The organism is Mycolicibacter sinensis, assembly GCF_001673565.1.
Lineage (GTDB): Bacteria > Actinomycetota > Actinomycetes > Mycobacteriales > Mycobacteriaceae > Mycobacterium > Mycobacterium sinense_C.
Map to the genome: position 1 here is coordinate 1 of NZ_LZMF01000060.1, position 14,258 is coordinate 14,258.

The following is a 14,258-nucleotide window of genomic DNA, read 5'->3' on the forward strand; positions in this document are numbered from 1 at the left end:
ATCCGGCCGCTCTCGCAATCCACCACCACCGCCGAAAACCCCTGTGCGGCAAGCTGGGACGCGGCCTGACGGGACCGGGTGGCGGTGGTGACGTTTCGCGATACGCGAGCCGAAGTGGTGCTGCCCGCGACCGGGTCGGTGGAGATCGCCGCGGTGCGCCTGGACGAGTTGCCCGCCGGCGGCCGCACCCCACTGGCCGAGGGCCTGCTCGAAGCCGCCGAGCTGATCCGTCGGGAACGGCTGCGCGAACCGGCGTGTCGCCCGCTGCTGGTGGTGCTGACCGACGGCCGGGCCACCGCTGGCGCCGATCCGGTCGAGCGGTCCCGTCAGGCCGCGTCCCAGCTTGCCGCACAGGGGTTTTCGGCGGTGGTGGTGGATTGCGAGAGCGGCCGGATGCGGCTCGGGTTGGCACGCAGCCTGGCCGAGCAGCTGCGGGCCGAATACGTCCCGCTGCCGCAGGTGAGTGCCGAGGCGCTGGCCGACATCGTTCGCGATGCCACCGGAAAGGGAGCTGCCTGATGCCGCAAGGACAACCGTTGACGGTGCCCGACGACAACCTGACCACCCGCCAGCGCCGCAACCGGCCGCTGCTGATGGTGCACACCGGCGACGGCAAGGGAAAGTCCACCGCGGCATTCGGATTGGCGCTGCGCGGCTGGAATCAGGGCTTTCGGATCGGGGTGTTTCAGTTCGTGAAATCCGCGAAATGGCGGGTCGGCGAGCAGGCGGTGCTGGAGCGGCTCGGCGCCCTGCACGACGAGACCGGTGAGGGCGGCCCGGTGCAGTGGCACAAGATGGGCTCGGGCTGGTCGTGGAGCCGCAAATCCGGCAGCACCGAGGATCACGCCGGCGATGCGCTGGCCGGCTGGAGCGAGATCAAGCGCCGCCTTGCCGAGCAGACCCATGACCTCTACGTCCTCGACGAGTTCACCTACCCGATCGACTGGGGCTGGGTGGACGTCGACGACGTGGTGGAGACGCTGCGCTCCCGGACCGGCCACCAGCACGTCGTTATCACCGGCCGCCGCGCCCATCCGCGGCTGGTCGAGGCCGCCGACCTGGTCACCGAGATGACCAAGATCAAGCACCCGATGGACGCCGGCCAGAAGGGCCAGCGCGGGATCGAATGGTAAGTCTCCCCCGGATCGTGGTGGCCGCGCCCGCATCCGGGCATGGTAAGACCACCGTGGCGGTCGGGCTGATGGCGGCGCTGGCCGCACGCGGGCTGTCGATCAGCGGGCACAAGGTCGGCCCGGACTACATCGACCCGGGCTACCACGCGCTGGCCACCGGGCGCCCGGCCCGCAACCTGGATCCGGTGCTAGTAGGTGCCGAGCGGATCGTGCCGCTGCTGCTGCATGGTGCTTCTTGCGCCGAGATCGCCGTGATCGAAGGCGTGATGGGGCTTTTCGACGGCCGGCTCGGCTCTGACGGCGAGGCCTCCACCGCTCACGTCGCGGCACTGACCGAGTCCCCGGTGTTGCTGGTCGTCGACATCTCGCACGCGTCGCGTACCCACGCCGCGGTGGTGGCGGGCCTGGCCGGTTTCGACCCGCACGTGCGGGTGGCCGGCGTGATCCTCAACCAGGCCGGCAGCGCCCGGCACGCCGATGAAGTCGTCGCCGCCTTGCGCCCCACCGGCATTCCGGTGCTCGGGGTGCTGCCCCGGGATGCGGGCGTGCAGGCCCCGTCTCGGCATCTCGGGCTGGTGCCGGCCGCCGAACGCGACGAGTCCGGTGCGATGCTGGACCGACTGGCCGGGCTGATCGCGCGGCAGGTGGACCTCGACGCGGTGGTTGCCGTGGCGCGACGGGCACCGGATCTGGTTGGCGCCGTGTGGGATCCGGCTGCGGAGGTACGCGCCGGCTCCTCGCCCCCTCGCCCGGTGGTCGCTGTCGCCGGCGGGCGGGCCTTCACGTTCGGCTACACCGAGACCTTCGAGCTGCTGCGTGCCGCGGGCTGCGAGGTGGTGTGCTTCGACCCGCTCACCGACTCCGGCCTGCCGGCCGGGACCGCGGGCATCTATCTGGGCGGCGGGTTCCCGGAGGTGTACGCCGCCGAGCTGGCCGCCAACACCGCGCTGGCCGGCGCGCTGCGAGCGGCGATCGCTGCGGGGGTGCCGACCGTCGCCGAATGCGGCGGGTTGGCCTACCTGTGCCGCAGTGTCGGCGAGGTGCCCGGCGTGGGTGCGCTGTCCGCCGCCGCCAAGATGTCGCCGCGTCTGACTCTGGGCTATCGGGAGGCCGTCGCGCCGACTGATTCGCTGCTGGCGGAGGCCGGCTTGCGGGTGACCGGGCATGAATTCCACCGCACCGTCGTCACGTTCACCGGCCCGGTCGCCGCGGCCTGGCAGCTGCCGGACGGCCCGGACGGTATCGCCGGGCCGAGCCTGCACGCGTCGTACCTGCATACCCACTGGGCCGGGTACCCGCAGCTGGCTCAGCGTTTCGCCGATGCCGTGCATCAGTTCACCGGCCCGGATCTGCACCATCACGGCGACACCGAAGCGCGGGCCGGGCTGGCGGATTTCGCGGTGAACGTCTACGTCGGGTCGCGGCCGGACTGGCTCGATGCCGCCCTGCATGCCTCGCTCGCCGACGCCGCGGCCTACCCGGACGCCGGCGCCGCCCGCGACGCGCTGGCCGCCCGGCACGGCGTCTCCCGCGAGGCGGTGTTGCCCACCGCCGGCGCCTCCGAGGCCTTCGACCTGGTGGCCCGGCTCCGAGCGTGGCGACGGCCGATGGTGGTCCACCCGCAGTACACCGGGCCGCACGCCGCGCTGATCGCCGCCGGCCACAGCGTCGATGTCGTGCTTTGTCGTGCCGAGGACGGTTTCGCGCTGGACCCCGCCGCGGTGCCCGATGACGCCGACCTCGTCGTCGTCGGTAACCCGACCAACCCCACCGGGGTGCTGCATCCGGCTTCGCTGTTGCTTTCGCTGTTGCGGCCCGGGCGGGTGGTGCTGGTCGACGAGGCGTTTCTGGACGCGGTGCCGGGTGAGCCGGAAAGCCTGGCCGGTTTCTCGCAGCCGGGCCTGTTGGTGACCCGCAGCCTGACCAAGCACTGGTCGATCCCCGGGGTGCGGGCGGGATATCTTCTGGGCGATCCGTTGTTGATCGCCGATGCGGCGCGGCTGCAGATTCCCTGGTCGGTGTCGGCACCGGCACTGGCCGCCATGCTGGCCTGCTCTGACTCTCGTGCACTCGCCGAAAGCGAATGCCGGGCAGAGCGGTTGGCGTTGTGGCGGGATCAGCTAACGGCGGCTCTCGTCGCGCGGGGGGTGCCGTTGGCCGCCGGTGTCGCCCCGTATGTCCTGGCCCGGCTCGGCGCCGGTGTGCATGCGGCGTTGCGGGAGAACGGTATCGCGGTGCGGCGGGCCGACACTTTCCCGGGCCTCGACGACAGCTGGGTGCGGATCGCGGTGCGTCCCCCGGAGTTGACCGATCGGCTGCTGGCGGCGCTGGATCGGATTCTCGGGTGATTTCGGCGCGGGCTCTGGGGCTGGCGCTCGGTTTTGTCGCCGACCGCGCCTGCGGGGACCCGCGGCGGTGGCATCCGGTCGCCGGATTCGGGACGTGCGCGCTGGCGTTGGAACGGCGGACCTACCGCGACAGCCGCTGGACCGGCGTGGCTCATGTGCTTGTGTTGGTCGGCGGCGCCACCGGGCTGGGGTACGCCGCTGAGCGCTCGGTTCGAACCCCGTGCGCGCGAATTGCGTTGACCGCTCTGGCGACCTGGGCGGTGCTCGGGGGGCGCTCCCTGGAACGCGAGGCGCGTGCGGTGCATGGCTTGCTGGCCGCCGGCGATCTGGACCGGGCCCGTGTTGGTGTGCGCAACCTGGTCGGTCGCGACACCGCCGCGCTGGGACCCGACGAGATCGCCCGGGCTGTCGTCGAATCCGTCGCGGAGAACACCTCGGATGCGGTGGTCGCGTCGTTGGTGTGGGGTGCGGCGGCCGGGATTCCGGGTCTGGTGGCGCACCGTGCCGTCAACACCCTGGACGCGATGATCGGCCACCGCAACGCCCGCTACGGCCGCTTCGGCTGGGCGGCGGCCCGGCTGGATGACGTGCTGGGTCTGCCCGCCTCCCGGCTAAGTGGGGCCCTGGCCGTCATCCTGGGGCCGGATTCCCTTGGCGCGCTGCGCGCGTGGCGTCGCGACGCCCGGCGCCATCCCAGCCCGAACGCCGGGGTGGTCGAGGCCGCGTTCGCGGGCGCCTTGGGCCTACAGCTCGGGGGTGTCAACGTCTACTACGGGAACCGTCGTGAGGACCGGGCGCTGATGGGACACGGGCGGGCTCCGGTTCCCGCCGATATTCCGCGGGCGGTGCGGCTGGCCCGGCGGGTGGGCGTCGGGGCGACGGCCGGTGCGATGATCCTGGGTTCGCGGACGTCCCGCCGAGCGTGGCCGTCCGGCGGTCTGGCGACCGTCGGCGTCAAGCCACTCAGTGGTGAGCGATCAGTTCGGCGGCGTGGTCTTCCTCGCTTGGCCGGACTCGGCCGGCAGCAGCCGATTTCAACTGCCAGCTGGTGACCAGCCCATCAGGACCGGTCAACTCGCCGAGGGCAAGCGCCTCGGTGATCAGCTGCCGGACGCGTGGCTCGTCGGCGGCTTCGGCGGCGAACAGCACCCGCAGCGTGACGTCGTCACCGGCGACGTGGTTGGCGGTGTGATGCGGCGCCAATGGGCACGGCGGTGAGTGGTCCCAGCTCCCGCACAGCGCCTTGGTAATGGCCCCGCCGGGCGCATTAGGGCTACCGCCGGGATGGAGCACAACAACCGCGTCGTGAGCGTAGGCGCAGCGAACCACGGACGCGATGTTATCCACAGTTGGGGTTTCGTCCACAGCCATGGTGCCCCGAGGGGTGGTCATCGGCTTTGGTGTCGGGGCTGCTTTTTAGCGTCGGGGTATGGCAACGGCACTGGGTGCGACGGCGGCGCGGCAGCAGATCTGCGCGGCCCTGGATGCCATCGATGCCGCCCATCAGGTGTTGCGCGAGACACCTTCGGATGTGGTGGGCAACGATTTTCGTGTTGAGGTTGCCGAGCGGCTGGAAACCCAGGAACGCACCAACCGGGGGTTGATGTATCGGATCTTCGGCGAGCTGGCCGACCCGCCCGATGGTGAGGGCTCGATCGCCGCAGCACGGGACGCGCTGTGGAAGCGGCTGCGCATCACCCCGCGCGAAATCAGCCGCCGCTGCCGCCTGGCCGCCCGCATCCTGCCGCGCCGGTCCCTGACCGGCGCCGAAATCCCACCGGAGTTGCCCGCCTTGGCGCAGGCGGTCGAGGCGGGTGCGGTCGGGGAGGATCACATTCGGGCGGTCTGCCAAGCCGTCGACGTCCTACCCGCCTCGGTAGCCCCGGATGAGATCGCCAAGGTCGAAGCCGCCCTGGTCGCCCACGCCACCCGGGTGGATTCGGGCGTCGTCACCAAACTCGGGCAGCGCATCGCCGATCACCTCAACCCCGACGGATTGTTCAGCGACGAAGACCGGGCCCGGCGCCGCGGCCTGGTCCTGGGCCGCCAAGGCCCCGACGGCATGTCGAAACTGTCCGGGCTGCTCGATCCAGAGGCCCGGGCCTACTTCGAAGCCATCGCCGCCGCGGTCCGCCCGGGCCGCCACCAACCCGGGGACGCTCCCGGCCGTGATGAGCGCAGCGATGCCCAGCGCCGCCACGACGCCTTCAAACTCGCCCTGGCCACCGCCCTCTCCTCCCAAGGCCTGGGCACTCACCGCGGGCATCCGGTCACCGTGGTGGTCACCACCACTTTGGCCGAACTCAACCAAGCCGCCCACGCGGCATGCGATCCCTCGGTCCCCATGCCCGCGCCGGCTACCACTGGCGGCGGATCCCGCCTGCCGATGCGCGAGCTGATCCGCATGGCCGCCAACGCGATTCACTACCTGGCCGTCTTCGACGACCACACCCAACGACCGCTCTACCTGGGCCGGCAAAAACGCGTGGCCACCGCCGACCAACGCCTGATCTGCTACGCCCGCGACCGCGGCTGCACCCGCCCCAACTGCCTGCAGCCCGGATATCACTGCGAAGTCCACCACGCCCAACCCTGGGCCCAAGCCGGGCGCACCAACACCGACAACCTCTACTTCGCCTGCGGCCCCGACCACACCGACACCACCGACGGCCGCCAACACACCACCGTCACCAAAACCGGCCGCCTCGCCTGGACCGACGGCACCAGCCCACCAGAGATCAACCACGCCCACCACCCCGAAGAACTCCTCCAAAGCGACCCCGACCCACCCGAGGACGACGTCGCCTGAGCAGGCGGGCTCAGGACTCGGCTTTGGTCAACTCGATGACAGGGATGACCCGATCGGTGCGCTCCCGGTAGGTGGCGAAACCCGGGTAGCGCTCAGCCTGGATCGCATAGAGCCGGTCGTGTTCTGCGCCGGTGATCTCGGTGGCGGTGACAGCAAAGGTCTCGGTACCGATCTCGGCCGTGGCCGACGGATTCGCCCGCAGATTGTGATACCAGCTGGGATGGTGGTCCTTGCCCTCGTTGGAGGCGAACACGATGATCCGCTCCCCCTCGGGGAGATACATCATCGGGCTGGTGCGCGGCTGCCCGGATTTGGCCCCGGTGGTGGTCAGCAGCAGGACCGGGGCGCCCTCGAACGGCCCGCCCAGTTTTCCGCCATTGCTGCGGAACTCCGCGATGTTGTGCGCATTGAATTCCAAGGTTCTCTTGGCGTCCACGGGTGCATCACCCCCTAGTCGATGCCGACGAAGTGCTCAATCACCGGCGGGGACTCGTAGAACTCGTGCAACAGTGCCCGCCACTGCTGAAATTCCGGTGACTTCCGGAACCCCTCGGTGTGTGCCTCGACAGTCTCCCATTGCACCAGCAGCAGATAAAGGCTCGGCGACTCGATCGAGCGGGACATCGAAATTCCCAGGAAGCCCGGCTGGGCCGAGATCAGCGGCCGCGCCTTGACGAAGGCCGCTTCGAACTCGCCTTCGCGACCGGGGCGGATGGGCAGCACTCCATGCTCGACAATCACGCCCGCCAGTCTGCCGCAAGCCGTGTGTCGAGCATTACGCCCCTCCCCGCTTGTCTGTGACCGAGTTGCACAGATACGTTTTCTGCAACCGCCAGACACAGATAACTTGGGAGGCACCCGCGAATGGGCGCGATCGCAGCAGCAGTCGTCTTCGCCTGGTTGGGCATGGTGCTGGCGATCTCGTTTCTCGAGGCGCCGCTGAAGTTCCGGGCGCCGGGCATCACCCTGCACCTGGGTTTGGGCATCGGCCGGCTGGTATTCCGGGCGCTCAACGCGGTCGAGATCGTGCTGGCGGCGGTGGTCGTGCTCACGGTCGCCGCCGATCCCCCGGGACGGCTCGCGCCGGCGGCGGTCGGCATAGCGGTAAGCATGCTGGCTATTCAGTCGCTGTTCGTCCGGCCCCGGCTGCGCCGCCGCTCCGACGCGGTGCTGGCAGCGGCGGTCGAACCGGCCGGCGGGATGATCGAACGCTCACACGCCCACTACGCCTACGCCGGGCTGGAAGTGGTCAAGGTCGCCGCGCTGCTGACCGCCGGCGCCGCCCTGCAGCTGTGGTCAATCGCCGGTTAGCACCCAGGCCAGCGCCTGCTCGACGTCGTACACGCATTTCACCCCGGCCGGCCGGTCCGGGCGCCGCACGATGACCACCGGCAGCCCGAGTTCCTCGGCGGCCAGCATCTTCGGCCAGGTGTACTCGCCCCCGGAATCCTTGGTCACCACCACGTCGGCGCGGTGCTCACGCAGCAGGGCGAGTTCGCCGGCCAGCGCATAGGGCCCCCGGTCGGTGACCACCGTCCAGGTGGGCGGCACCGTCATCGACGGCGGGTCGACGACGCGCGCCAGCACCGCCGCCTCGGCCAGCTCCGGCAGATAAGACGCCAGCTGTTGGCGCCCGATGGTCAGCACCGGCCGCCGGCCCAGCCGGGCCGCGATAACAGCGGCCTGCTCGTGCGAGTCGGCCCACTGCCAGGACGGCCTGGCCCGCGCTGCCCAACCGGGCCGCTCCAACCGCAGCAGCGGGCGGCCGGCAGCGGCGCACGCCGCGGCGGCGTTCGCCGACATGGTGATGGCGAACGGGTGGGTGGCATCCACGACGGCGTCGTAGTCGGCCAATGCCGCACGCAGCCCGTCGATTCCGCCGAATCCGCCGATCCGCACCGCACCGACCGGCAGCCGCGGATTGGCCACCCGGCCGGCCAGCGACGTGGTGACGTCGACGCCGGCGGTCACCAGTCGCTCGGCCAACGCCCGGGCTTCCGCGGTTCCACCGAGCAGCAGCAGGCGCATCACGGCGCCCCCGGCGGCAGGAACGGCAGATCCGGCGGCGGCCCGCCGCGCGCCAAGTCCAGCACGGCGTCGACGTCCAGGTGCTCCTCGATCAGATCGCCCAGCAAGTCGAGCCGGTGCTCCCGAGCGGCCGGAAACGACACCCCCGACGGTTCCAGGCCCAGGGTTTCGGCCAGGAACGCCGCGCGCGGCGCATCGCCCTCCAGCGCACCGTGCCGCATGGTGCCGAAGACCTGACCGGCACGGGCGCCGCCGGGAAATTCCTGCACGCCCTCACCGCGGGTGATCCGGCCGTGGTGGATTTCGTAGCCGCCCTCGGACAGCCGCAGCACTTTGTCTGCGCCGAAACAGGTTTCGACGTCCAGCAGGCCCAACCCGGCCACCTCGCCCGGCGGTCCCTCCACACCGTCGGGGTCGTGGATCGCCCGGCCCAGCATCTGAAAACCGCCGCAGATGCCCAGCACCGGCTTGCCCGCGGCGGCGTGCGCAGCGATCGCGGTATCCAGCCCGCGCGAGCGCAGCCAGGCCAGGTCGGACACGGTGGCGCGGGTTCCGGGCAGCACCACCAGATCGGCGTCGGACACCCCGCGCGGATCGGAGGCGAACACCACGTCCAGATCGGGTTCCACACCGAGCGCGTCCAGATCGGTGAAATTGCTGATCCGCGGCAGCCGGATCACCGCCACCCGTCGCGCGCCGGCGCGCGCCGAGCGCCTGCCGTCCAAGTCAAGCGCGTCCTCGGAATCCAGCCACAGCCCCGGGTGCCAGGGCAGGGTGCCTAAAACCCGCCTGCCGGCGACACGTTGCAGGTCAGCCAGGCCGGGCTCCAGCAACCGCTGCTGGCCGCGGAACTTGTTGACGATAAACCCGGCCACCAGCTCCTGGTCTTCCGGCGAGAGCAGCGCGACGGTGCCGAAGAACGCCGCGAACACCCCGCCCCGGTCCACATCGCCGACGACCACTACCGGCAGGCGAGCATGCCGCGCCAGCCCCATATTGACGTAATCGCCAGCGCGCAGGTTGATTTCGGTCGGGCTGCCGGCCCCTTCGGCGATCACCACGTCGTAGCGCCCCGCGAGGTCATCGTAGGCGCGGTGGGCGCTCTCGGCCAGCGCGCGGCGGCCGTGCATCCAATTCGATGACGACAGCTCGCCCCATGGCCGGCCCATCAGTACCACATGGCTGCGCTGGTCACTGCCGGGTTTGAGCAGTACCGGGTTCATCGCCGGCTCGGGAACGGCCCGCGCGGCCATCGCCTGAATCCATTGCGCCCGGCCGATTTCGGTGCCGAGGCCATCCGCACCGACAACCACCATCGAGTTGTTCGACATGTTCTGCGCCTTGTACGGCGCCACTCTTACCCCGCGGCGTGCCAGCGCCCGGCACAGCCCGGTGGTGACCACGGTCTTGCCGGCGTCGCTGGTGGTCCCGGCGATCAGCAGCCCCGCCATCAGGGCCTGCGTACCAGGAGCACGTCCATCACCCAGCCCGCTTCGGCTTTCGCCGCACGGCGGGCGGCCGCAATCTCGCCGACGACGTCGCCGACCCGGCCACGCACCAAGCGCTCCCCCGCCGCACCGAGGTTGGCGCCCCACCAGATCGTCCAATCCGCCACCACGGAAAGGTCCAGCCCCTCCGGGTTGAGCATCGCGACGATGTTGTCCTGCCCCGCGGCGATCGCCTCGCCCAACCGCCGCCCAGTGGTGATGTGCACCGGCCGGCCCACCTCGTGCAGCACGATCCGATGCCGGGCGGCCAGCAGTTGCGGGGCGCTGATGCCCGGCAGCACGTCGTACTCTAGTTCTACGCCAAGGGCTTTCACCTGCTGAACAACGCGGATGGTCGAGTCATAGAGCGCCGGGTCGCCCCAGACCAGGAAGGCTGCGGTGCCGCCCCGTTCCCGTAAGACATCGGCGTAGCGCTGCGCCCGGGCCGCATGCCAGTCGGCCACGGCCCCCGCGTAGCCCGGTCCGCTCAGATCCGCTGACCGGTCGCGCGCAGGGTCCGAGACCGTGACGATCGGCACCGACTCGGCATAGGCGTCGACGACAGTCCGCCGCAACGCCAGCAGGCCGTCCTCGGCTCCCTTCTCGGCGGCCAACACATAGTCGACCGACCGCAGCGCGTCGGCCACCTCGGGCGTGACGTGCCGCGGGCCCATCCCGATGCCGAGAATCCAAACCTTCACCGGTCCTCCAGGTCGCCTTCGACCTCCAGGTAGGCCTGTTGCAATGCTGCCATGGTCTCCGGATCAGGCTCCGCCCACAGCCCCCGGTCGGCGGCCTCCTTCAGCCGCTCCACGATGCCCTGCAGCGCCCAAGGATTGGACTTGTCGAGGAACTCGCGGGTCACCGGGTCGAGCACGTACTCGGCGGCGAGCTTCTCATACATCCAGTCATGCACCACCCCGGCGGTGGCGTCGAAGCCGAACAGGTAGTCGACGGTGGCAGCCAGTTCGAACGCGCCCTTGTAGCCGTGCCGGCGCATCGCGGAGATCCAGCGCGGGTTGACCACCCGGGCCCGAAACACCCGGGCGGTCTCCTCGGCCAGGGTGCGGGTGCGCACGGCATCGGTTGACGTCGAGTCGCCCACATAGGCTTTCGGGTCGGAGCCGGACAGCGCCCGCACCGTGGCGATCATGCCACCGTGGTAGACGAAGTAGTCGTCGGAGTCGGCGATGTCGTGCTCGCGGGTGTCGATGTTCTTCGCGGCCACCTTGATCCGGCGGTAGTTGGTGCGCATGTCATCGGCGGCCGCAGCACCGTCCAGCCCACGGCCGTAGGCGAATCCACCCCAGGCGGTGTAGACCTCGGCCAGGTCCTTGTCGTCGCGCCAGGTGCCGGATTCGATCACCTGCAGAATACCGGCGCCATAGGAGCCCGGCGCGGAACCGAAGACCCGGGTGGTGGCCCGGCGCAGGTCGCCGTGGGAGGCCAGGTCGGCGCGGGCGTGAGCGGCGACGAAGTTCTGATCGTCCGGCTCATCGAGTGTCGCCACCATCTGCACGGCGTCGTCGAGCATGGTCACCACGTGCGGGAAGGCGTCTCGGAAGAAGCCCGAGATCCGCACCGTCACATCAATTCTGGGGCGGCCGAGCTCTTCGGTCGAGATCACCTCGAGCCCGGACACCCGCCGGGAGGCCTCGTCCCAGTCGGGCCGCACCCCGAGCAGCGCCAGCACTTCGGCGACATCGTCGCCGGACGTGCGCATCGCCGAGGTGCCCCACACCGACAATCCCACCGACTCCGGGTAGCGGCCGGTGTCATCGAGGTAGCGCCGCACCAGCGAGTCCGCCATCGCCTGCCCGGTCTGCCAGGCCAGCCGCGACGGCACCGCCCGCGGGTCGACGGTGTAGAAGTTGCGTCCGGTGGGCAGCACGTTGACCAGGCCGCGCAGCGGCGACCCGGATGGCCCTGGGCGCACGAATCCACCGGCCAGCGCATGCAGCACCGAGTCCAGCTCGGCCGCCGTACCCGCCAGCCGCGGAACCACCTCGGTGGCAGCGAATCTCAGCACCCGGCGTACCTCGGGATCGGGATGCAGCGAATCGGCCGCTCCGGCCTCCCAGCCGGCCGACTCCATGGCTTCGACCAGGTGCCGGGCGCGCTCCTCGATCTCATCGACCGCCGAACCCGCCGCGTCGTCTTTCAGGCCGAGCGCGGCCCGCAGCCCGGGCACCGCGTGGTCCACTCCGCCCCACACCTGCGGGGCGCGCAGGATCGCCAGCACCAGGTTCACCCGCTCGGGACCGGTCGGGGCACCGCCGAGCACGTGCAGCCCGTCGCGGATCTGGGCGTCCTTGATCTCGCAGAGCCAGCCGTCGACGTGCAGCAGGAAGTCGTCGAACTCCTCGTCCTCGGGCCGCTCGTCCAGGCCCAGATCGCGGTGCATCTCCGCGGCGCGCATCAGGTTCCAGATCTCGCCGCGGATCGCCGGCAGCTTGCCCGGATCCATGGTGGCGATATTGCCGTACTCGTCGAGCAACTGCTCCAGCCGCGCGATGTCGCCGTAGGACTCCGCGCGCGCCATCGGCGGGATCAGGTGATCGACGATGGTGGCGTGCGCCCGGCGTTTGGCCTGGGCGCCCTCGCCCGGGTCGTTCACCAGGAACGGGTAAATCAGCGGCAGGTCGGCGATCATGGCGTCGGTCGCGCACGCGGAAGAGAGCGCCGCGGTCTTGCCGGGCAGCCATTCCATCGAGCCGTGCTTGCCCAGGTGGATCACCGCGTGCGCGCCGAAGCCGTGTGCCAGCCAACGGTATGCGGCCAGGTAGTGGTGACTGGGCGGCAGCTCCGGGTCATGATAGATCGCCACCGGGTTCTCCCCGAACCCACGCGGCGGCTGGATCATCAGCACGATGTTGCCGGATCGCAGTGCGGCCAGCACGATCTCGCCGGCCTCGTTGACGAACAGCTTTCCCGGCGCGGGGCCCCACGCCCGCGCCATCTCCTCGCGCAGCGAGTCCGGCAGCTCCGTGGTCCAATGCGCGTACTGCTGCGCGCCGACCCGCACCTGCGCCTCGGTCAGCTGCGCGGCGGACAGCCAGTCCTCATCTTGGCCGCCCGCCTCGATCAGGGTGTGGATCAGCCGATCCCCCGCCTCGGTTTCGTCAGCAATGCCCAGTACCCCGAAACCGTCGCCGACGTCATACTCCGCGTCGGCCAGCCGGTGCAGCAGCCGCACCGCCGACGCCGGAGTGTCCAGACCGACCGCGTTGCCGACCCGGGAGTGCTTGGTCGGATAGGCCGACAGCACCAGCGCCAGCTTCTTCTGACTGTTCGGAATGCGCCGCAACACAGCGTGATTGACCACCACACCGGCCACCCGGGCGCAGCGTTCGGCGTCGGCGGCGTAGTGCGGCAGCCCGTCGTCGTCGATCTCCTTGAACGAGAACGGCACGGTGATGATCCGGCCGTCGAATTCCGGGATCGCGATCTGGGTGGCCGAATCCAGCGGGGTGACGCCGTCGTCGTTGGCCGCCCAGTCCGCCCGCGACGAGGCCAAGCACAACCCCTGGAAGACCGGAATGTCCAGCGCGGCAATCTTTTCGATGTCCCACGCACCGTCGTCGTCGCCGGCGCTGACGGTCGCGGTCGCGTTGATCGCCCCGCCGGCCGCCAGCATGCAGACCACCACCGCGTCCAGTGTTCCCAATGCCGCGAACAACTCGTCGGGGGCGTTGCGCAGCGATGCGGCGAAGATCGGCACCCCGACCGCCCGGCCGGTGGCATCGATCGCGTCGGCCAGCGCGTGCGCGAATCCCGCGTTGCCGCTGACCTCGTGGGCCCGGTAGTAGAGCACACCGACCCGCACCGCATCGGGTGCCTCAACCGGCTCCCGAGACCCATACCCCCATTCCGGGACCACCGCCGGCTCCTCGAAACCCTCCCCGGTCAAAAGCACCGTGTCGCACAGGAAGGCGTGCAGCTGGGCGAGGTTGGCCGGCCCGCCCTCGGCGAGATAAGCGTGCGCTTGGGCCGCCAGCCCGATCGGAACCGTCGAGCACTCCATCAGCTCGGCGTTGGGCGAGCGCTCCCCGCCGAGCACCACCAGCGGCAGACCGGTCGCGCGCAGCAACTTCAGTTCGTCGGCGATCTCCGCCGAGGAACCCAGGATGCGCAGCACCACGACATCAACGCCGCCATCGATCAGCGGTTCGATCTCCTGGCGCGCCGGGTTGCCCAGCCGGTAGGCCGCCCCGCTGGCGCGTGCGGACAGCAGGTCGGTGTCGGATGTGGACAGAAGCGCAATGCGCCGCATAAGCCGGGCCTCCTGAGGGGTTCGCGCCCCTCGTCGTCGGATGTCCCGCAGCCGTATCTGGCTCGGGGAGCTGTGCCTGTCAGCGCCCCTCACAGTGGCGGAACCGCCCCGGAATTCCACCGGGTTCCTGACACCACGAGACGGCGGCCAGCCTAGCGCAGAGCGCCGTGCAAGAATGTC

13 protein-coding genes and 1 riboswitch are annotated in these 14,258 nt (G+C 70.4%); of the genes, 6 read left to right on the plus strand and 7 right to left on the minus strand.

All coding sequences use genetic code 11. The features are described from left to right. The first annotated feature begins 84 nt into the window (after positions 1-84). From A5648_RS09880 to A5648_RS09895, 4 genes are read left to right on the plus strand one after another with little or no spacing between them, the layout of a single operon-like run. Positions 85-519, plus strand: coding sequence for a hypothetical protein (locus A5648_RS09880; protein WP_428844327.1), 435 nt, complete (start codon positions 85-87; stop codon positions 517-519). Then, a complete protein-coding gene (gene cobO, locus A5648_RS09885) occupies positions 519-1,133 on the plus strand; it encodes a cob(I)yrinic acid a,c-diamide adenosyltransferase (RefSeq protein WP_065024380.1) in 615 nt (204 codons plus the stop codon). The genes A5648_RS09880 and cobO overlap by 1 nt, the downstream gene beginning before the upstream one ends. Next, entirely contained in the window at positions 1,127-3,481 is a 2,355-nt protein-coding gene (locus tag A5648_RS09890; RefSeq protein WP_065024381.1) for a cobyrinate a,c-diamide synthase, read from the plus strand. The genes cobO and A5648_RS09890 overlap by 7 nt, the downstream gene beginning before the upstream one ends. Further along, entirely contained in the window at positions 3,478-4,533 is a 1,056-nt protein-coding gene (locus tag A5648_RS09895; RefSeq protein ID WP_082966413.1) for a cobalamin biosynthesis protein, read from the plus strand. The genes A5648_RS09890 and A5648_RS09895 overlap by 4 nt, the downstream gene beginning before the upstream one ends. On the opposite strand, the gene A5648_RS22710 is transcribed toward A5648_RS09895, so the two are convergent. After that, positions 4,445-4,810, minus strand: a complete 366-nt coding sequence (locus A5648_RS22710) for a hypothetical protein (protein WP_082966414.1) — start codon at positions 4,808-4,810, stop codon at positions 4,445-4,447. The two genes, A5648_RS09895 and A5648_RS22710, sit on opposite strands and share 89 nt — an antisense overlap. A 100-nt stretch (positions 4,811-4,910) precedes the next feature. On the opposite strand from A5648_RS22710, the gene A5648_RS09900 reads away from it, so the two are divergent. Beyond that, positions 4,911-6,290 (plus strand): HNH endonuclease signature motif containing protein, encoded by a 1,380-nt coding sequence (locus tag A5648_RS09900; protein ID WP_065024382.1) that lies wholly within the window; start codon positions 4,911-4,913, stop codon positions 6,288-6,290. A gap of 10 nt (positions 6,291-6,300) precedes the next feature. On the opposite strand, the gene A5648_RS09905 is transcribed toward A5648_RS09900, so the two are convergent. Together A5648_RS09905 and A5648_RS09910 are read right to left on the minus strand one after the other, a co-directional pair. After that, positions 6,301-6,726 carry a nitroreductase family deazaflavin-dependent oxidoreductase gene (locus A5648_RS09905; RefSeq protein WP_065024383.1) on the minus strand — a complete coding sequence of 142 codons (426 nt, stop codon included), beginning with the start codon at positions 6,724-6,726 and terminating at the stop codon, positions 6,301-6,303. 14 nt (positions 6,727-6,740) lie between these two features. Continuing rightward, complete coding sequence (locus A5648_RS09910; RefSeq protein ID WP_065024384.1) at positions 6,741-7,031, minus strand: antibiotic biosynthesis monooxygenase family protein; 291 nt, start codon at positions 7,029-7,031, stop codon at positions 6,741-6,743. A 123-nt stretch (positions 7,032-7,154) separates the two neighbouring features. On the opposite strand from A5648_RS09910, the gene A5648_RS09915 reads away from it, so the two are divergent. After that, positions 7,155-7,601: a hypothetical protein gene (locus tag A5648_RS09915; protein ID WP_065024385.1), complete on the plus strand. Its 447-nt coding sequence runs from the start codon at positions 7,155-7,157 to the stop codon at positions 7,599-7,601. Here A5648_RS09915 and A5648_RS09920 read toward each other — a convergent pair. Genes A5648_RS09920 through cobN form a run of 4 tightly spaced genes read right to left on the minus strand, consistent with a single transcriptional unit; the run spans position 7,587 to position 14,078 of the window. Beyond that, positions 7,587-8,318 carry a cobalt-precorrin-6A reductase gene (locus tag A5648_RS09920; RefSeq protein WP_065024386.1) on the minus strand — a complete coding sequence of 244 codons (732 nt, stop codon included), beginning with the start codon at positions 8,316-8,318 and terminating at the stop codon, positions 7,587-7,589. The genes A5648_RS09915 and A5648_RS09920 overlap by 15 nt on opposite strands. Continuing rightward, positions 8,318-9,769 carry a cobyric acid synthase gene (locus tag A5648_RS09925; RefSeq protein WP_065024387.1) on the minus strand — a complete coding sequence of 484 codons (1,452 nt, stop codon included), beginning with the start codon at positions 9,767-9,769 and terminating at the stop codon, positions 8,318-8,320. The genes A5648_RS09920 and A5648_RS09925 overlap by 1 nt, the downstream gene beginning before the upstream one ends. Beyond that, positions 9,769-10,506 (minus strand): precorrin-6A synthase (deacetylating), encoded by a 738-nt coding sequence (cobF, locus tag A5648_RS09930; protein ID WP_065024388.1) that lies wholly within the window; start codon positions 10,504-10,506, stop codon positions 9,769-9,771. The genes A5648_RS09925 and cobF overlap by 1 nt, the downstream gene beginning before the upstream one ends. Then, positions 10,503-14,078, minus strand: coding sequence for a cobaltochelatase subunit CobN (gene cobN / locus A5648_RS09935; protein ID WP_065024389.1), 3,576 nt, complete (start codon positions 14,076-14,078; stop codon positions 10,503-10,505). Before cobN ends, cobF begins: the two co-directional genes overlap by 4 nt. A gap of 32 nt (positions 14,079-14,110) precedes the next feature. Further along, positions 14,111-14,231: riboswitch (cobalamin riboswitch) on the minus strand. Positions 14,232-14,258 lie beyond the last annotated feature (27 nt).